Origin of the sequence: Streptomyces sp. NPDC007945 (genome assembly GCF_042958885.1) — a bacterium.
Taxonomy (GTDB): domain Bacteria; phylum Actinomycetota; class Actinomycetes; order Streptomycetales; family Streptomycetaceae; genus Streptomyces.
In genome coordinates, this window is the sequence record NZ_JBIBJV010000004.1 from 95914 (window position 1) to 113527 (window position 17614).

The following is a 17614-nucleotide window of genomic DNA, read 5'->3' on the forward strand; positions in this document are numbered from 1 at the left end:
CGACCGAATTGGTATCCGGAGTGATACAAAACCTTCCAAATGGCAGTCCCTGATTCCGCGTCGGGTCGGTTCGTGCCCGTCCGCCGGGCCTGCCGGCCCATCGCCCCTGTCCGAGCGGCAGAATGACGGACCGTACGGTACGTCCCCGGCTGGAAGGCCCCCCGTGAAGCTCCCCGACACCGGTCGCGGCGTCCTCGTCAGCGGCGCCTCCCGCGGCCTCGGCCGGGCGGTCGCCCGCGCCTTCGCCGCCAACGGCGACCGGGTCGCCGTCCACTACGGAACCCGCGCCGACGAGGCCCGCGCCACCCTCGCCGCCCTGGAGGGGAGCGGACACGCCCTGGTCGGCGGCGACCTCGCCGACCCCGGTGAGGCGGCCCGGGTCGTCGAGGAGGCGGCCGAGGCCCTCGGCGGGACCGGCGGCGGCATCGACGTCCTCGTGAACAACGCCGCGGTGAACCTCCCGCACCCGCTCGCCGAGACCCCCTACGACGAGTGGGCGGCGCTCTGGCAGCGGCACGTCTCGGTGAACCTGCTCGCCACGGCCAACCTGAGCCACCTCGTGGCCCGCCGACTCATCGACCGCGGCGCGGCCGGACGGATCGTCAACATCGGGTCCAGGGGCGCCTTCAGGGGTGAACCCGACCACCCCGCCTACGGCGCGACCAAGGCCGCCGTGCACGCGCTCGGCCAGTCCCTCGCCGTCTCCCTCGGCCCGTACGGCATCGGCGTCGCCTCGGTCGCCCCAGGCTTCTTCGCCACGGAGCGGGTCGCACCCCGCCTCGCCGGCGCCGAGGGCGACGCGATCCGCGCCCAGAGCCCCTTCGGCCGGGTCGCCGACCCGGACGAGATCGCCGCCGCCGTCCTCTGGCTCGCCTCGCCCGCCGCCGAATGGGCCTCCGGCACGATCCTGGACCTCAACGGGGCCTCCCACCTGCGGAGCTGACCGCACGGGACCGCCGACTTACGACGGCCACGCCGACGACTGCGAGGGGGACGGCCCCGGTCCCCTCCGCCGCCCCCGCCCGACCTTCCGCCTTCCCCGGTCCGCCTGCAGGGGCTCGGCTCCGGACCCCCGACGGGCCTACGGTCCGGTCAGCTCCGGCAGGAGGTCGGGGTTGACGATCCGCAGGATCGTCGCGATCTGCTCCCGGTCGGCGGCGGCCCACAGCACCCGCCGGGCCGACCGGTACTTGGCGGCGAGCCGTGCGCGCTGCTCGGGCGTGAGCGCCGCCGCCCGGTCCGCGCGGCTGTTGTGCGCGTTGTCCGCGATCTTCACCAGGGTGGCGTCGGGGTCCCGGGCGACGCGCCGGATCTTCTCCTCGTACGGGCGGCCGGGTTCGTTGGTGACCGCCAGGACGATCCGGACGACCCGCTCGGGCACCCCGGCCGCCCGGAGCCCGTCCGCCGTCCACTCCGTGTCCTCGACGACGTCGTGAAGCAGCCCCGCCATGGCCAGCTCGGGCCCGAGCGGCGCGAGCCCCGCGGCGACGGCCCGTACGTGTGCCACGTAGGGGACGCCGATCTTGTCGACCTGTCCGGCATGCGCGCGGTCGGCCAGCGCGTCCACCTCGGCGAGCGTCATCATGCCCCCATCATTCCCGACCCTCCCTCCCGTCCTCCCGGCTCCTCCCCGGTCCTCCCGGCTCCTCCCTGATCTCTCGCTGTCCCTGACCTCTCGCTGTCCCCCTGACCTCCCGCGGCCCCCGCCCCTTGCCCGGCCGTGCAGTAATCGTTCGTATGTTCGGTTTCAGAGGTATCCTGGATCCATGACCACGGCACCACCGGACCTCCCCGGCCTCCAGGGCTCCCTGTTCGACCAGGGCGACGAGCCCGGGCCCGGAGACCTGGACGGGCTGCGGCGGACACCGCTGGCCGGCGGGGCCTGGGTGGACCACCTGCCCGGGTGGTTCCGCGGGGCCGACGCGCTCTTCGACGAGCTGGCCGGACGGGTGCCCTGGCGGGCCGAGCGCCGCAGGATGTACGACGTCGTCGTCGCCGTCCCGCGCCTCCTCGCCCACTACCGCCAGGGCGAGCCCCTTCCGCATCCCGCGCTCACCGCGGCCCGCGACGCCCTCGGCGCGCACTACGCCGCCGAGCTCCCGGAAGGGTTCGCCACCGCCGGGCTCTGCCTCTACCGGGACGGGCGGGACAGTGTCGCCTGGCACGGCGACCGGACCGGCCGCTCCGCCTCCCGCGACACGCTCGTCGCCATCCTCTCCCTCGGCGATCCGCGCGATCTCGTGCTCCGCCCGCGCGGCGGCGGCCCCATCGCGCTCCGCCTCCCGCTCGGCCACGGCGACCTCGTCGTGATGGGCGGCTCCTGCCAGCGCACCTGGGACCACGCGGTACCGAAGACCAGCCGGGCCGTCGGGCCCCGCATCAGCGTCCAGTTCCGCCCGCGCGGCGTCGCCTGACCCCGCGCGCGGATCTCGCGGCCAGCCGGAACTGGCCATGGTCGTCCGGGGCGCCGGCGCCCGCCCGTCCGCGGTCCGTGAACGTCCACGAGACTTCAGGAGAACACAACTGCCCAGCAAGACGCCCGGGTTACCGTGATCCGGACCCGTTCGATCCGGGGGTTGTGGGCCGGGTCGGGCGGGCAGGGTTGCAGCGTCGCGTGGCGGGAATTGTCGGCCGTCAGTGACAGCGGCAACATACAGACGGATTCCGAGGACTGAAGGAGGTGGAGCGACCATGCCCCTGCATGCCGTCGAAATCCCCGAGTTGTGGATGCCTCATCCGCTCAAGGTCAACCCGCACCTACCGGGCCTCCGCGCCGAGAGCGAGTCCTGGGCCCGCGAGATGGGCATGCTGGACGACGGCGACGGACGCGCCGGCGGCCGCCCGATCTGGACCCCGGCCCAGTTCCGCGCCATGACGGTGGACCTGCTCACCGCCTGGACCCTCCCCGACGCCTCGCCCGACGCCCTCCGGCTCAACCACCGCTTCAACATCTGGGCGCTCGCCTGGGACGACTACTTCGCCCACTCCTTCAAGCGGACCAGCGACCTCCAGGGCGCCCACGAGTTCACCGCCCGCCTCCACGCCTTCCTGCGCACGGAGGAGGGCGCCCGCCTCCCCGAGCCCGTCAACGCGGTCGAGCGCGGCATCGCCGACCTCCAGCGCCACCTCTTCCCGCCCCGACTCTCCCACTGGCGCCCGGAGTTCAGCCGCGCCCTCGCCCGCTACGTCGACGCGGGCGTCGAAGAGCTCGCCAACAGCCGTACCGGGCGCGTCCCCCACCTCATCGACTACGCCCCCTTCCGCCGCGAGAGCTTCGCCGCCCACACCGCGCCCTACTCCGTCGAGCTCGCCACGGGCGCCCGAATACCGGAGCGGATCCGTCGCCACCGGACCGTCCGGGGACTCGTCACCGCGTTCATGGACGTCATGGGCCTGGCCAACGACATCGCCTCCTACGAGCGGGAGGTCCACGAGGAACACGACGTGAACAACCTCGTCGTCGTCCTCGGGACCTCCCTGGGGATCCCCCTCCGCGAGGCCGTCCCGGCCTCCGTCCACCTCGTCAACTCCCGGATGCGCGACTTCGAGCAGCTCCGCGAGGAGGACGTCCCCCTGCTCGCCCGCAGGGCCGGACTGACCCCCGAGGAGCAGGCCGACCTCGACACCTGGCTCGGCGGCGCGTGCAGCTTTCTCTCCGGCCTCCACGCCTGGTACACCGGCGCGCCCCGGTACGTCCCCACCGAGCCGGCCTTCCCGGAACAGCGGACGCCCACCGCCTCCTCGTCCGAGGAGTGGTACGGAAGGGGGTCCGGCCGGCACGCGGCCCCGCCCCCTTCCACCGTCGGACTCGGCCTCGACGCCGAGCCATGACGGAACTACCGGAGCCGCACCAGCCGCAGCAGCCGCTCCCACCAGGACGGCGACGCCCCGGGCCGCACGGCCGGCCCGGAGCCGGACGGCCCGGCCGGGTCCGCGGTCGCGGCCGCCGCCTCCGGCGCCGTGGCGGGCGCGGGGATCTCGGCGGCGTGCGGCGCCGGGGCCGCCGGCAGCGGCTCCTCGTCCTGAGCACCCCGCGGCGCCCGCGGCGCGAAGGTGACCGGCAGCGCCGTCAGGTGCCGCGCCCAGGTGGACGAGCGCCAGGTGAGCTCCTCCTCCGGGATCGACAGGGCGATGTCGGGCAGCCGGGTCAGCAGGATGTCGATGCCGGTGTCGGCGATGATGCGGCCGACGTCCTGGCCGGGGCACTCGTGGCTGCCCGCGCTGAAGGAGAGGTGCGCGCGGTTGTGGTGCACGGGCGCGGCGGGATCGGGGCGTACCACCCGGTCCATGTTGCCCGCCGCCAGACCGAGCAGCAGCATGTCGCCGGCCATGATCCGCTGTCCGCCGAGCGTGGTGTCCCCGTTGGCGTAGCGGGACGGGCACACCATCAGCGGCGGCTCGTCCCACAGCACCTGCTCGACGGCCTCCGGCAGCGTCATCTGACCGCCGGCCAGCGAGCCGCGGAACCGCGGGTCGGTGACCACCATCCGCAGCACGTTCGACATCAGGTTGGCGGTGGTCTCGTAGCCGGCCAGCAGGATCAGCCGGAGGTGGTGGACGACCTCCTCGTCGGTGAGGCCCGCCGGGTGCGACATCAGGGCCGAGGCGATGTCCATGCCCGGCCTCAGCCGCTTCTCCCGGACCAGCTCCTCCAGGCTCGCGACCACGAAGGCGTTGCTGGCGAGCGAGGTCTCGGTCGCCTTGAAGAGGTCGCGCGCGGCCTGCACCAGCTTCGGCGCCGCCTCGTCGGACATGCCGAGCAGGTGGATGAGGGTGAGCATCGGCAGGTGCTCGGTGAAGCGGTCGACCAGCTCCGCCTCGCCGTCCTCGCAGAAGGTGTCGATCAGCTCGTGAGCGAAGCGGTTGATGCGGCGCCGGATGCCCCGGTGGTCGAACTGGTCGAGCGAGGCGGTGACCGCGCTGCGCAGCCGCTGGTGCTCCTCGCCGTCCGCGCAGACGCAGTCGGGGCGCCAGCCGATCATCGGCATGAGCGGGGAGGTGGCGGGGTCGATCTCCCCGGTGGTCCAGCCGTGCCAGACCCTCGGGTCGCGGGAGTACTGGGTGGCGCGGGTCGCCACGTCGCGGTTCTCGTTGTAGCCGAGGACGAGCCACGCGCGGACGTCGCCGTCGAGGAGGACCGGCGCCACCGGGCCGTGGATGGCGCGCAGTTCCTCGTAGAGGCCCATGGGATCGGTCTCGGCGGCGGGTCCGTAGAGCCGGGTCGCTCCGCCGGGGCCGTCGGCCACGTGGGCGGGGCAGCCGGGCGGCGGGACGAGCCCGGTGTCCGATGCGGGGTGCTCGTGGGCGGGGAGGGTCATGCGGTCTCCTGGGCGGCGAGGGTGCACAGGTAGACCATCAGCGAGAGGAGGGCGTCCCGGCAGGACGCCCGGTCGCGGGCGTCGCAGGTGACCAGGGGGACGGAGTCGCTGAGGGCCAGGGCCGTGCGCAGTTCTGGTAGCGGGTACTGGGGGGCCTCGGGGAAGGTGTTGACGGCCACCACGAAGGGGACGCGGCGGTCCTCCAGGCGCGTGATGATCTCGAAGCAGACCTCGATCCTGCGGGTGTCGACGAGGACCACGGCGCCGAGCGCGCCCTCGAAGATGCCGTTCCACAGGAACCAGAAGCGCTCCTGCCCCGGGGTGCCGAACAGATAGAGGATCAGTTCCTCGTTGATGCTGATGCGGCCGAAGTCCATCGCGACCGTCGTGGTGTTCTTGCCGGTGACGCCGGGGTTGTGGTCGATCCCGACGCCGGCCTGCGTCATGCGCTCCTCGGTGGTCAGCGGCGGGATGTCGCTGACCGCTCCGACCATCGTGGTCTTGCCGACGCCGAAGCCGCCGACGACCACGACCTTGACGCCACGGGCGCCGTGCGGCAGCAGCAGGTCGGTCTCGCGCCGTCCTGGCGCCCTGAGCGTGTCAGAGTCTGCGTAGTCCATGGATCACCGCCTCCAGAAGGCCCCGGTCGGGGAAGGCCGCGACGGGGACGGGTGCAATCGCCTCGACGCGCTGGTCGTCGACGAGCTGGGAGAGCAGCACGGTGACGACGCTGAACGGAAGGCTGAGGTAGGCCGACACCTCGGCCACCGACAGCGGGTACTCGCACATGGTGAGGATGGAAGCCTGTTCGGGCTGCATCGACGGGTCCGGCGCGGACCTCGTCGCGATCAGCGTGACCAGGTCGAAGGTCTTGGCCGAGGACCCCTCGCCGCCGGTGATGACGTACAGCGGTACGGGGGTGCCCTCCTCCCAGGGCTTCGGGTTGTCCGAGGTCACATCGCCTGCCGGACGTCTTCACGCGGCGGACTGGTCATGTGCCGGCCGATCCTGGTGACGAGCGTCCGCATGCGGTCGCCGAGGAGTCCCGCGTCGACCTCCGCGTCGGCGAGGACGGCGAGGTAGGCGCCGGGGCCGGCGGCCATCAGGGAGAAGTAGCCGCCGTCGGCCTCGATCCCGACCATGTGGGTGGTGCCGTTGCCGTGCGGGAACATCTGCGCGATCGCCCGGGCGAGGCTCTGGATGCCGGAACAGGCCGCGGCGATCGCGTCGGCGGTGTCGGGGGCGGTGTTGGCCTGGCCGATGCTGAGGCCGTCCGCGGAGAGGACGACGACGTGTCGTACGTGCGGTACGCCGCCCACGAGCTCGGTGAGCATCCAGTCGATGTTGGGCAGTGGCTGCATGTTATTCGACCTCATCAGACGGCTGGCTGAGCGGGGTGGTGGGGGATGCGGAGTCCGAGCGCTTGGTGCCGTTGAAGGCCTCCCACATCAGGCCGGGCTGACGCGCGGTGGTGGGGGCGGGGGCGGGCTCGGGGCCGGTGCGGAGGACCGGCGTCGGGACGGGGGAGTCACGGCGGCGGCGGGGCAGACCGTTGAGGGTCTGCCCGTCGATGTAGGGCGCCGCGCCCTCGTCGAACGAGGTGGGGAGCATGGGGGTGGGCGGCAGCACGGGCAGCGGCTCCGGGGCCGGCGGCGGCACCGTGGCACCGCCGCGCGACGGCAGGGGCCGCACGGGCCCGGTCGTGCGCTTCCGGGCGGGCTCGGGGGTTCTCACGACGGGCTTCTCCACCGTGGTGATCAGGCGCCGGGGTACGAGGATCACGGCCCGTACGCCTCCGTAGGCGGAGGGGCGCAGGTCGACGTCGCAGCCGTACTCGCGGGCCAGCCGGCTGACCACCGGCAGACCGAGCTGGGTCACCTCGCCCAGGCCGGCGAGGAAGAGGCCCGAGGCGGAGTCCGTCATGACCCGGTTGATGCGCTGGCGGACCTCCTCGGTGAGACCGACGCCGCGGTCCTCGATCTCGATCGCGATGCCCGAGGGCACCTCGACGGCGCTCACCTCCACCGGCGAGTGCGGGGGCGAGAACGTCGTCGCGTTGTCGAGGAGTTCGGCGAGCAGGTGGATCAGGGGCTCGGCGCCGGGGCCGACGATCGCGGCCTCGGTGACCGACTGGAGCTTGACCCGGGGGTAGTCGACGATGCGGGACATGGCGCCGCGCAGCACGTCGTAGAGGGGGATGGGCTTCGACCACTGGCGCCCGGGGCGGGCGTCGCCGAGGACTGCGATGCTCGCGGCGAGACGGCCGATGAGGGCGTTGCGGTGGTCGACGTCCTGGAGGCCGCGGGCGAGGACGAGGTCCGTGCCGTGGACCATCTGCATCTCGCGGAGGTCCTTGGCCAGCTGGTGGACGATCGCCTGGACGCGGCGGGCGACGGCCACCAGGGCGCGCTGGGAGGAGTCCCGGGTGTTCTCCTCGGCCTCGACGGCGAGGAGCAGCGTCCTCAGCGCCCCCTTGAGCGCCTGGGTGAAGCCCTCGTCGAGGTGCTCGCCGACGCGCACCGAGTTCACGATCTCCGAGGTGGAGTCGCCCTTCTGGAGCCGGGCGACGGCCGCGGGGAGCAGTTCCTCGGCCATCCACACCGTGGCCGTCCGCTGGTCGGCGAGGCGCGCGAGCAGCGCGGCCTCGGTCTCCGCGTGGGCCTGCCGGGCGGCCCGGAGCGCCCCCGTGTGCCGGGCCGCCTCGGCCGCCCGGGCCAGGCGCACGGTCAGGGCGGTGCTGCCGAGCGTGAGGGAGACCGCCGCGAAGCCGTACCAGGCCACCGGAGTCCGTATCTGCGCAGGCGCGAAGAGCAGCCCCATGGCGAAGAGGGCGGCCAGCACCCCCGGCGGGACGAGCCACACCGGAGCCGTCGCACCCGGCCTGGCTCTGGAAGTTGAACCTGCGCGTTCCATCAACGGTTTCCCTCGACGTCCGGAAAGGGGGAAGGACTGAAGCGGGGCGACGTACCGTCAGGAAAATGAGCGGACATGCGATCGATCACGCACAGGTGCTCGAAACATCCCTCGCGGCCGTGCTCCGTCGGCGCCCGCTCCCAGCGTTCATGACTCGCTGTGAGCGGGGCGCAACACATCTGCGGAGCATAGTCAGTTCGCCATTGGCATGTGACGTTGATGGAGGGAAGGGTTCTATCAATCAAACTGGCCCTCAAAGAGGGCAGGAATACATAGAGAAAATGACAACAACTGATCAGACTGCGGGGGTTTCACCGGTCATTGCGAAAGGTCACGCGAACCCGCGTTCGTTTCCTCCGGCTGGCCGTCCCGTTCGCCCTCGGCCGTCGCCGCGGTGAACGCCGCCGCCGGATCCCGGTCCGCGGGACCCACCGGGACCCATCCGCCGCCGACGAGGCGGTAGGGCCACCAGCGGCCGTCCTCGCCGAGCCGCAGCTGCGCCCGTCCGCCCGACGCCGTCCAGCGCGCCCCTGACCGGCTCAGCTCCGGAGCCTCGCCGTCCTCCCAGGCCCCGGCCAGCCGGGCCTCCGCCACGGCCAGGGCCGGCCCGTCCGGGGTCCACGACTCCTCCAGCACGGCGAGGGCCGCGGCCCCGCCCCACCGCCACGCGCGCGTGGCCGCGTCCAGCTCCGCGCGCGAACGCCCGGTGCCCGAGGCGAGACGCCCCGCGACCCAGGCCGGCGGCCGACCCGCCGCCAGCCGCACCGCGTCCTCGGCGACCGAAAGCCCCCCGGCCGAACCGGCGGGGGCGACCGGCCGGCCGGCCAGCAGCTCGGTCAGCAGCCGGTGGGCGCGGGCCGCGGTGTCCGCGGCCAGGAACTCCAGGGCGGCGGGCTCCACCCCCGGCTCCGGATCCGTCTCCGTGTCCAGGGCCGGCGGCTCCCCGGGCGCCGCGTCCGGCACCGGCACGGCGGGCAGCGGCGGCAGGATGTCCCGCAGCGCGTACGCCTCCGCCGCCGACACGCCCCGCGGCCCGCCGGCCCCCGTCCCCGTGTCGCGGGCCCCGCCGGTCGCCGCCCCGCCACCCGCGCGGGCCGCGCTGCGGGCCTGGAGCGCGTCCACGACCGCCTGCTGCCCCCGCCCCCGCAGGAGCAGCAGCGCGAACGGGTCCTCGTCCAGGATCCGCGCCACCTGGTGGCAGAGCGCCGCCGTGTGCGGACAGTGGTCCCACGCCTCGCAGCCGCACTCCGGCTCCAGGTCCCCGATGCCCGGCAGCAGGTCGACCCCGACCCCCGCCGCGTCCTCCACCAGGTGCGGCGGCATCTCGTGGTCGAGGAGCGCGGCGATGTGCCCGGCGCTGTCGACGGCCAGGTCCAGCAGCCGGTCCCACTCCTCGTCGGCCAGGGTGCGCACCAGCACGTCGCTGCGGTACGCCGAGCCGTCGGGGTCCTGCACGACGGCGGTGATCCGCCCGGGCCGCACCGACACGGCGCCGACGGCCCCCGCCCGCGCGTGCCTCCGGCCCTCCTTCACCTGCCGGCCGTCGAGCGCCGTGTCCTCCAGCGCCTTGAGCCACGCCCGGCCCCACCAGGTGCGGGTGAAGGCACCGCCGCGCACCGGCGGCGCCGCCCCGAAGGTGAGCTCCTCGGAGTCGCGGTCCGCCGCCCCGTGCCCGCGGCCGCCGCCCGTCGTCACACCCCCGTCCGCCGTTCCATGGCCGCCCGTCATTCCGTATCCGTCCGCCGTGCCGTGCCCGTCGGCCGTCCCGTATCCGCCCGTGGCCCCGTACCCGCTCATCGTCCGTCCCTGTTCGCGACGTCGTCCCCGCGCAGGGAGACCAGTTCCGCCAGTTCCGCGTCGGTCAGCTCGGTCAGTTCGGCCGGAGCGTCACCGGACCCGCCCAGGACCGCGTCCGCCAGCGCGCGCTTGCGTTCGAGCAGCGCCGCGATCCGGTCCTCGACCGTCCCCTCCGCGACGAGCCGGTGCACCTGCACCGGCCGCGTCTGCCCGATCCGGTACGCCCGGTCGGTGGCCTGCGCCTCCACCGCCGGGTTCCACCAGCGGTCGTAGTGCACCACGTGCTCGGCCCGGGTGAGGTTGAGCCCCGTCCCGGCCGCCTTCAGCGACAGCAGGAAGACCGGCACCTCGCCCTCCTGGAAACGGGCGACCATCGCCTCCCGCTCCGCCACCGGGGTGCCCCCGTGCAGGAACTGCGTCCGCACCCCGCGCGCCGCCAGGTGCGCCTCCAGGATCCTGGCCATCCCGACGTACTGGGTGAAGACGAGGGTGCTCGCCCCCTCGGACAGGATCGTGTCGAGCAGCTCGTCGAGGAGTTCGAGCTTCCCCGAACGGCCGGCGATCCGGGGCCGCTCCTCCTTCAGGTACTGGGCGGGGTGGTTGCAGATCTGCTTCAGCGAGGTCAGCAGCTTCACCACGAGGCCGCGCCGCGCCATCCCCTCCGCCGCCGAGATGGCCAGCAGGTTCTCGCGCACCACCGCCTCGTACAGGCCGGCCTGTTCCGGCGTCAGGGAGACGGCGCGGTCGGTCTCGGTCTTCGGCGGCAGCTCCGGCGCGATGCCCGGGTCGGACTTGCGGCGGCGCAGCAGGAACGGGCGGACGAGCGCGCCGAGCCGCTCCGCGGCCGCCGGGTCGCCGCCCTCGACGGCGTCCGCGTAGCGGCGCCGGAAGGCACCGAGGCCGCCGAGCAGCCCGGGCGTCGTCCAGTCGAGGATCGCCCACAGCTCGGAGAGGTTGTTCTCCACCGGAGTGCCGGACAGCGCCACACGCGCGCGTGCCCCGATCGTCCGCAGCCTGCGGGCGGTGGCGGAGTAAGGATTCTTCACGTGCTGTGCCTCGTCCGCCACCAGCAGCCCCCACGCGGGGGCGGCGAGCCGCTCGGCGTCGAGCCGCATCGTGCCGTACGTGGTGAGGACGACGTCCCCGGCACCGAGCCCGTCCAGGTCGCGGCCGGCGCCGTGGAAGCGGCGCACGCGCGTGCCGGGGGCGAACCGCTCGAACTCCCGCTGCCAGTTGCCCATCAGCGAGGTCGGGCACACGACGAGGGTCGGGCCCGCGGTGTCCGCCTCGCCCTGCCGGTGCAGATGGAGGGCGATGACGGTGATGGTCTTGCCCAGCCCCATGTCGTCGGCGAGGCAGCCGCCGAGGCCGAGCGAGGTCATCCGGTGCAGCCAGTTCAGACCGCGCAGCTGGTAGTCGCGCAGCGTGGCGGCGAGGGCGGCCGGCTGCGCCACCTCGCGGACCCCGCCCTCGGGGTCGGAGAGCCGTTCGCGCAGCCGCTCCAGGGCCTCGCTCGCGACCACCTCGAACCGATGGCCGTCGACCTCCGTCGTGCCGGTGAGCACGGCCGCGAGGGCGTCGACCGGCGTCACCTCGCGGTCCTGCCGCTCGCGTGCGCGCCGCACCTCCGCCGGATCGACCAGCACCCACCGGTCACGCAGCCGCACCAGCGGCCGCCCGGCCTCGGCGAGCCGGTCGAGCTCCGCCCGGGTCAGCTCCTGATCGCCCAGGGAGAAGCGCCAATTGAAGGCGAGCAGCGCGTCGGCGGAGAGGAACGACGGCACGCCGCCACCACGGCCGTCGTCGCCCTCGCCGTACGGCGCGTCGGCCACGGGACCGGTCACGGCAGCGGCCCCCGGGGCCGCCTCGGCCGGTCCGATCTCGGCCCGGGCGGTCAGCCGGTCCGCCAGCTCACGCGGCCAGTGCACGCGCATGCCGGTCGCGGCCAGCGCGCGGGACGCCGGGCCGAGCAGCTCCACGAGCTCCTCGTCGGCCAGTTCCATCGAGTCCGGCACGGCTGCCGTGAGCAGCGGAGTGAGCGCGGGCCAGGCGCGGGCGGCCCGCCGCAGCGCGAGCAGCGCGTCCATCCGGGCGCGCGGCCCGAGCGCCGCGGCGGCCGGACCCGCGCCCGACCAGGCCTCGGCCGCGTCCACCACCACCGCGGGATCGGCGGCGGAGTGCAGCTGGAGCACCGCGCGGAAGCCCGGCGCCTCCGCCCCCGCCGCGTCGCCGCCGACCAGTTCGAGGCGGAGCGACAGCCGTACGCCCGCGTCGTGACCGGCCGCCAGATCGGCCGCCCACGCCCGCTGTTCGGGCACGGGCTGCGCCTCCTCCGCCGCGAACGCGGGGCCGCCGGCGGCGAGCGCGGCTGCCGGGGTACGGGGGAGGGCGTCGGCGACCGCGTCGAGGAAGGCCCGCAGCAGCTCCTCCGGCTCGGGCAGCAGCCAGTCCTCCGTCTCCTCCGTCTCCTCCGCGGTCCCGGCGGGCGCCAGGGGAGTGGCGTGCGCGGTGGGCGGCATCGACGCGGCGAGCGTCCGCATCCGGTCCAGCTCCTCGGGCCCCAACGGCCCGGCCCGCCAGGCGTCGTGACCGGCCGCCGTCACCCCGGGCAGCAGCAGGCCGCGCGCGACGAGGTCCAGCGCGAGGAGCGCCGCACCGCCCCAGAACGCGGCCGCCGGGTCGGCCCCGCCGGAGAGCCGGGCGGCGGCGAGGTACGGCAGCGCGTCCCCTACCGGCAGCAGCGCCGCGGGGACGGTCACGGGCCGGAGCTCCGCCCCGTCCACCACCGTGACCACGTCCTCCGCCGCCCCCGGCGGCACGGGCAGCGGTTCACCGGCGGGCGACCAGAGCGCGATCCGGCCGGCCCGGGGCGGGTCGGCGGGGAGGAAGACGGCGGCCGGCGCGCCGACACCGGACGCCGGGAGGGGGGTGAGGGGCGGGACGGGCCCGACGGGGGAGCCGGGCGGGAGGGGAGTGACGAGTGGGACGGGGGAGCCGGGCGGGAGGGGAGTGACGGGTGGGACGGGGGCGATGGGCGGGACGGAAGGTTCGGAACCGGGGCCGGACGAGCGGAACGACGACGTCAACACATTCCCCACATATGACTACCTGCGAGACGGAGCGGCCGACCTTACCCCACCCGACTCCCCGACCGCGCACATCCTGCGTGACACCCGACACATGCGCACAGGCCTTGGCTACGGCGGAAATCCGTGCCCCTCGGGGGGCGACATCCGCTGCCTCGGGGGTCGGGGGCCGTGCCTGTGCGACCCAGGGCCCGTGCCGCGGCGGCCGGTGTCCCGTGGCTCGGCGGTCGCGTCCGGGGACCCGTGCGTCGGTGGCGCGGTGGCGCGGTGGCGCGGTGGCGCGGTGGCCCGGTGGCCCGGTGGCCCGGTGGCCCGGTGGCCCGGTGGCCCGGTGGCCCGGTGGCCCGGTGGCCCGGTGGCCCGGTGGCCGGTGCCGCGTGCCTCGACGGCCGAGGCCCCGTCCCTCTGCGGCCGGCGTCCGTGCCTCTCCGGCCGCGGCCGGGGGCCCCTGCCACGGGAGGAGCGGACCCCCTGTCCAGGCGGGGGTGGGGAACGCCCCACCCCCGGACGCCGGTCCGCCCCCGCCCGCGGTCGGGTGGTGACGCCATGGCTCCGACCCGTCACCGATTCCTACGGTGAAGGCCTGTCACCGGCCCTCGGCGCGGACGGCGGCAGCCCCACCTCACAGAAGCCGGAGCCCTCCCATGTCCCAGGCCACCGCCCTCGCACCCGCCCCGGCGCCGCCCGCCGCACGGAACCGGGCCGCGGGCAGCGAGTTCTCCCCGCTCCTCCGCCTGGTGCGGAGCCAGGGGCTGCTCGCCCACCGCCCCGGCTGGTACGCCCGGGACATCGCCGTCACCCTCCTCGGCTTCGCCGCCGTCGCCGGCGCCCTCCTCCTCACGGGCCCCGCCTGGTGGTCCGTCCTGCTCGCCGTGCCCCTCGCGCTGCTCTCCGCCCGCGCCGCCTTCCTCGCCCACGACGCCGGCCACGCCCAGATCACCGCCGACCGCAGGGCCGGCCGCGTCATCCAGCTCGTCCACGCCAACCTCCTCCTCGGCATGAGCCGCGAGTGGTGGAACGACAAGCACAACCGCCACCACGCGAACCCCAACCACCTCGACAAGGACCCCGACGTCGCCGCCGACGTCCTCGTCTTCGCCGAGCACCAGACGGCCGGCCGCACCGGCCTGCGCGGCTTCCTCACCCGCCACCAGGCGCTGCTCTTCTTCCCGCTGACCACCCTGGAGGGCCTCGCGCTCAAGCTGTACGGCGTCCGGGCCCTGCTCGCGAAGGACGGCCCGTACCGCACCCGCCGCGAACGCCTCACCGAAGGCGCCCTGCTCGGCCTCCACTTCGCCGGGTACGCGGCGCTGCTCCTCACCGCCCTCACGCCCGCCCAGGCCCTGGCCTTCGCGCTCGTCCACCAGATGCTCTTCGGCGTCCACCTCGGCCTCGCCTTCGCCCCCAACCACAAGGGCATGGAGCGGCCCGACGAGCACGAGGACGGCGACAGCTGGGGCCACCTGCGTCGCCAGGTCCTCACCTCCCGCAACATCCGGGGCGGCGTCCTCACCGACTGGTTCCTCGGCGGCCTCAACTACCAGGTCGAGCACCACCTCTTCCCTTCGATGCCCCGCCCCCACCTGCGCCTCGCCCAGCCCGCCGTCCGCGCCCACTGCCGGGCCCTGGGCATCCCGTACACCGAGACCGGCTTCGTCGACTCCTACCGGCAGGCACTCGGCCACCTCCACGAGGTCGGTTCCTCCCTCCGCGAGGAGCGTGCGGGCCGCCCGGAGTAGGGTCGAACACGGATCCGATCAGCAGCGCTACCAGGGGGTCGCACATGGACGACGGCACCGTCACCGCGGTCAGCAGCAACGGCACCTACTCCTTCACCAAGCCCAACCGCGAGAGCATCACGCTCCTCGCCGGGCTGGGCGTGGACGGCGACGTCCACGCCGGCGTCACGGTCAGGCACCGGTCGCGCGTAGCCCAGGACCCGACCCGGCCGAACCTCCGCCAGGTCCACCTCATCCACGCCGAACTCTTCGACGAGGTCGCCGAAGCCGGCTTCGCGGTGACCCCCGGGGACCTCGGCGAGAACGTCACCACCCGCGGCGTGGACCTGCTGGCCCTGCCCACCGGCACCCGCCTCCACCTCGGGGCGGAGGCCGTCGTCGAGGTCACCGGGCTGCGCAACCCCTGCGCCCAGATCGACGGCTTCCGTCACGGACTGCTCAAGCAGGTCGTCGGTCGCGACGCCGACGGCGCGCTCGTCCGCAAGGCGGGCATCATGGGAATCGTCCTGACCGGCGGCGAGGTGCGTCCCGGCGACCCCATCCGCGTCGAGCTGCCCGCCGAGCCGCACCGCCCGCTGGAGCGCGTCTGACGCCCGCCCCCTCCGGAGCCGGCGGGACGGGTGCCTCCGGAAGGGCGTGCGGAGAGGTGACTCAGGAGGGCCGTACGGCGATGGCGTCGAGCCCGTCGAGCAGCGCGGGGAGCCGGGGGCCGGGCGCCACCGGAAGCACCTCGTGGGGAAGCTCGTCGAGCAGGAAGAAGGCCATGTCGTCGGTGCGGGCCACCAGCGACCAGCCGGGACCGTCGGCGCGGAGCGTCCGCACGCCCTCGCCGGTCGCGTCGGACCGCACCCGGCCCACCGGCGGCGGCGACTCCAGATAGCCGCTCAGTTCGTCCATGGCCCGGCGCACACCGGCGTACGGATCGGGCGCGGAGCCTTGGGAAGGAGCGGGCGCGACGCCCTCGGAGGGTGCGGGCGCGACCCCCTCGGAGGGTGCGGGCGCGGGTTCCGCCTCCGCGGCGGGCGACGGGGCGGAGGCCGCTGGCGACTGCCCGGCCGCCGTTCGGGGACCGATCTGCTCCCGCCAGAGGTTCCAGTGCAGCGCCACCTCGTCCGCGCCGAGCCGTCGGTGGGCGGGCGTCCAGGCGTCCTCGGCGGGGGGCGCCAGCGGGGCGGGGTCGCCCTCTTCCGGCTCGGGATCGTGCGGGTCCGGGAGGCCGGGGGCCTTGGTGGCGACGGGCAGCGGCCAGCCGGGCAGCCCGGCGACGACCGAGTCCTCGTCGGGGGACAGGTCGTAGGCCATGCCGCAGTCCCAGGAGGCGATGGCCACCGCGACGAGCGAGACGTCGTCGATGACGACCGTCCAGCGCGCGCCGAGCCCGTCCTGGCCGAAGATCAGCCCGTACCCCTCCTCGTACGGTTCGAGGCCGAGCGCCGCGCACGCCGCCGGATAGTCGTCGCCGAGCACGCTCGGGAAGCGCGCGGGCGTCAGCAGGCACGCGGTCAGCACGTACAGCGCGTCGTCGCCCGCCCCCGGTTCCGTAGCCGCCACCACACGCTCCCTCACTCGCCCCGCCATCGGATTCGGCGCACCCTACTACCGAGTAATGCGCGCGTCGAGCGCCTTCCGGGTGTGAGCCTCAGCGCTCCTTGATCCCGAGCAGCGCCCGGGCGACGGTCTCGGGGGTCTGGTTGCGCTCGCGGGCGAGGGTGAGCAGGGCGCGGCCCGCCAGCTCGTTGGCGCCGAAGCTGAGCTGGCCGGGCGAGACCCAGGTCGAGGCCTCGTCCATCCGTTCCTGGTCGTCCTCGGCGCAGGCGGCCACGTACACCGCCGCGGCCTCGAAGAGGTTGCGGCCCTGGCGTCCGGAGCGGGCCGGGGGAGGGGCGGCCCCGTCCCGGGACGCGCGTCGGGTGGAGGGGAGGAGCTTGCGCATGCGTTCCGCTATCCGTGCCACGGCCTGCCGCCTTTCCCCGGGCGCGACTGCCCGGCACGTCCACGGTAGACAGTGAAGTGCCGGGACAGAAGGGGGCGTTGAGGACCCGTCAGGCCGTCAGGCCTCCCGTACCGCCAGGGCGAGGTAGCGGGTTTCCTCGTCCACGTAGGAGTCGAGCCGCCAGCCGGCCTCGGCGAGTACGGGGCGCAGGCGGGGTTCGGCCCGCAGGTCGTCCGGGGTGAGCTGCCGGCCGTGGCGGGCCGCGAGGGCGGCGCGGCCGATGGGGTGGAAGAGGGCGAGGCGCCCTCCGGGCCGCACCACGCGGGCGAGTTCGCGCAGGCCGGAGACGGGATCCGCGAGGTGGGAGACGAGCCCGGCGCCGAAGACGGCGTCGAGTGCGCCGTCCCGCAACGGCAGCCGGCCGACGTCGGCGAGGAGCAGGGCGGAGGCGCCGTCCGGGCCCCGTCGCCCGCTCCGTACCGCCTCGGCCAGCATCTCCGGGGTGAGGTCGGCGCCGAGCACGGTGCCCGACGGCCCCACGGCGGTACGCAGCGGCGGCAGCGCGCGGCCGGTGCCGCAGCCCGCGTCGAGCACGGCGTCCCCGGGGCGCAGCCCCATATCGGCCACGGCGGCGGCGTAGGCGGGCCCGTCGCCGGGGAAGCGGCGGTCCCAGTCGGCCGCGCGGCTGGCGAAAAACGCTCGGACATCTGTGGGGTCATCGCTCATGCAGCCATGATCGCCCACCCGTGAGTGTGAGCGTTCTGTGCGCACGTTCGAGCCTCGCCCGATCGATCTGGAACTTCTCTGCGTCATATTCCAACAGCTTTC

At 74.7% G+C, this 17614-nt stretch carries 16 protein-coding genes; 5 read left to right on the forward strand and 11 right to left on the reverse strand.

Going from position 1 to position 17614, the window contains the following annotated elements; genetic code table 11:
- The first annotated feature begins 163 nt into the window (after nt 1–163).
- Complete coding sequence (locus ACFZCF_RS14580) at nt 164–943, forward strand: SDR family NAD(P)-dependent oxidoreductase (protein WP_388448006.1); 780 nt, start codon at nt 164–166, stop codon at nt 941–943.
- Between the two features lie 138 nt (nt 944–1081).
- On the opposite strand, the gene ACFZCF_RS14585 is transcribed toward ACFZCF_RS14580, so the two are convergent.
- Nucleotides 1082–1585, reverse strand: coding sequence for an HD domain-containing protein (locus tag ACFZCF_RS14585; protein ID WP_391286737.1), 504 nt, complete (start codon nt 1583–1585; stop codon nt 1082–1084).
- Nucleotides 1586–1766: 181 nt separating this feature from the next.
- Here ACFZCF_RS14585 and ACFZCF_RS14590 point away from each other — a divergent pair, with 181 nt between their 5' ends.
- Together ACFZCF_RS14590 and ACFZCF_RS14595 are read left to right on the forward strand one after the other, a co-directional pair.
- Complete coding sequence (locus tag ACFZCF_RS14590; protein ID WP_391286738.1) at nt 1767–2414, forward strand: alpha-ketoglutarate-dependent dioxygenase AlkB; 648 nt, start codon at nt 1767–1769, stop codon at nt 2412–2414.
- Nucleotides 2415–2691: 277 nt separating this feature from the next.
- Complete coding sequence (locus tag ACFZCF_RS14595) at nt 2692–3831, forward strand: hypothetical protein (protein ID WP_391286739.1); 1140 nt, start codon at nt 2692–2694, stop codon at nt 3829–3831.
- Nucleotides 3832–3836: 5 nt separating this feature from the next.
- Here the strand turns inward: ACFZCF_RS14595 and ACFZCF_RS14600 are convergent, their stop codons facing one another.
- From ACFZCF_RS14600 to ACFZCF_RS14630, 7 genes are all read right to left on the reverse strand, one after another.
- The gene (locus tag ACFZCF_RS14600; protein ID WP_391286740.1) at nt 3837–5318 is read right to left on the reverse strand and encodes a cytochrome P450; all 1482 of its coding nucleotides are present in this window, start codon (nt 5316–5318) and stop codon (nt 3837–3839) included.
- On the reverse strand, nt 5315–5938 hold the full coding sequence (locus tag ACFZCF_RS14605) for an ATP/GTP-binding protein (protein ID WP_169092296.1): 624 nt from the start codon (nt 5936–5938) through the stop codon (nt 5315–5317). Before ACFZCF_RS14605 ends, ACFZCF_RS14600 begins: the two co-directional genes overlap by 4 nt.
- The gene (locus ACFZCF_RS14610) at nt 5919–6275 is read right to left on the reverse strand and encodes a DUF742 domain-containing protein (RefSeq protein ID WP_189952715.1); all 357 of its coding nucleotides are present in this window, start codon (nt 6273–6275) and stop codon (nt 5919–5921) included. The genes ACFZCF_RS14605 and ACFZCF_RS14610 overlap by 20 nt, the downstream gene beginning before the upstream one ends.
- Complete coding sequence (locus tag ACFZCF_RS14615; protein ID WP_169092294.1) at nt 6272–6679, reverse strand: roadblock/LC7 domain-containing protein; 408 nt, start codon at nt 6677–6679, stop codon at nt 6272–6274. Before ACFZCF_RS14615 ends, ACFZCF_RS14610 begins: the two co-directional genes overlap by 4 nt.
- A 1-nt stretch (nt 6680) precedes the next feature.
- Nucleotides 6681–8180 (reverse strand): ATP-binding protein, encoded by a 1500-nt coding sequence (locus tag ACFZCF_RS14620; RefSeq protein WP_391286741.1) that lies wholly within the window; start codon nt 8178–8180, stop codon nt 6681–6683.
- Between the two features lie 369 nt (nt 8181–8549).
- Complete coding sequence (locus tag ACFZCF_RS14625; protein ID WP_391286742.1) at nt 8550–10028, reverse strand: SWF or SNF family helicase; 1479 nt, start codon at nt 10026–10028, stop codon at nt 8550–8552.
- A complete protein-coding gene (locus tag ACFZCF_RS14630; protein WP_391286743.1) occupies nt 10025–13114 on the reverse strand; it encodes an SNF2-related protein in 3090 nt (1029 codons plus the stop codon). Before ACFZCF_RS14630 ends, ACFZCF_RS14625 begins: the two co-directional genes overlap by 4 nt.
- A gap of 644 nt (nt 13115–13758) precedes the next feature.
- Here ACFZCF_RS14630 and ACFZCF_RS14635 point away from each other — a divergent pair.
- The gene (locus ACFZCF_RS14635) at nt 13759–14853 is read left to right on the forward strand and encodes a fatty acid desaturase (protein WP_391286744.1); all 1095 of its coding nucleotides are present in this window, start codon (nt 13759–13761) and stop codon (nt 14851–14853) included.
- Between the two features lie 44 nt (nt 14854–14897).
- Nucleotides 14898–15443: an MOSC domain-containing protein gene (locus tag ACFZCF_RS14640; protein ID WP_391286745.1), complete on the forward strand. Its 546-nt coding sequence runs from the start codon at nt 14898–14900 to the stop codon at nt 15441–15443.
- Between the two features lie 61 nt (nt 15444–15504).
- On the opposite strand, the gene ACFZCF_RS14645 is transcribed toward ACFZCF_RS14640, so the two are convergent.
- The 3 genes from ACFZCF_RS14645 to ACFZCF_RS14655 all read right to left on the reverse strand — a co-directional run bounded on the left by ACFZCF_RS14645 (nt 15505) and on the right by ACFZCF_RS14655 (nt 17512).
- A complete protein-coding gene (locus ACFZCF_RS14645; protein WP_391286746.1) occupies nt 15505–16431 on the reverse strand; it encodes a hypothetical protein in 927 nt (308 codons plus the stop codon).
- Between the two features lie 61 nt (nt 16432–16492).
- Entirely contained in the window at nt 16493–16807 is a 315-nt protein-coding gene (locus ACFZCF_RS14650) for a hypothetical protein (protein WP_391286747.1), read from the reverse strand.
- 96 nt (nt 16808–16903) lie between these two features.
- Nucleotides 16904–17512: a methyltransferase domain-containing protein gene (locus ACFZCF_RS14655; RefSeq protein ID WP_391286748.1), complete on the reverse strand. Its 609-nt coding sequence runs from the start codon at nt 17510–17512 to the stop codon at nt 16904–16906.
- Between the last annotated feature and the right edge of the window lie 102 nt (nt 17513–17614).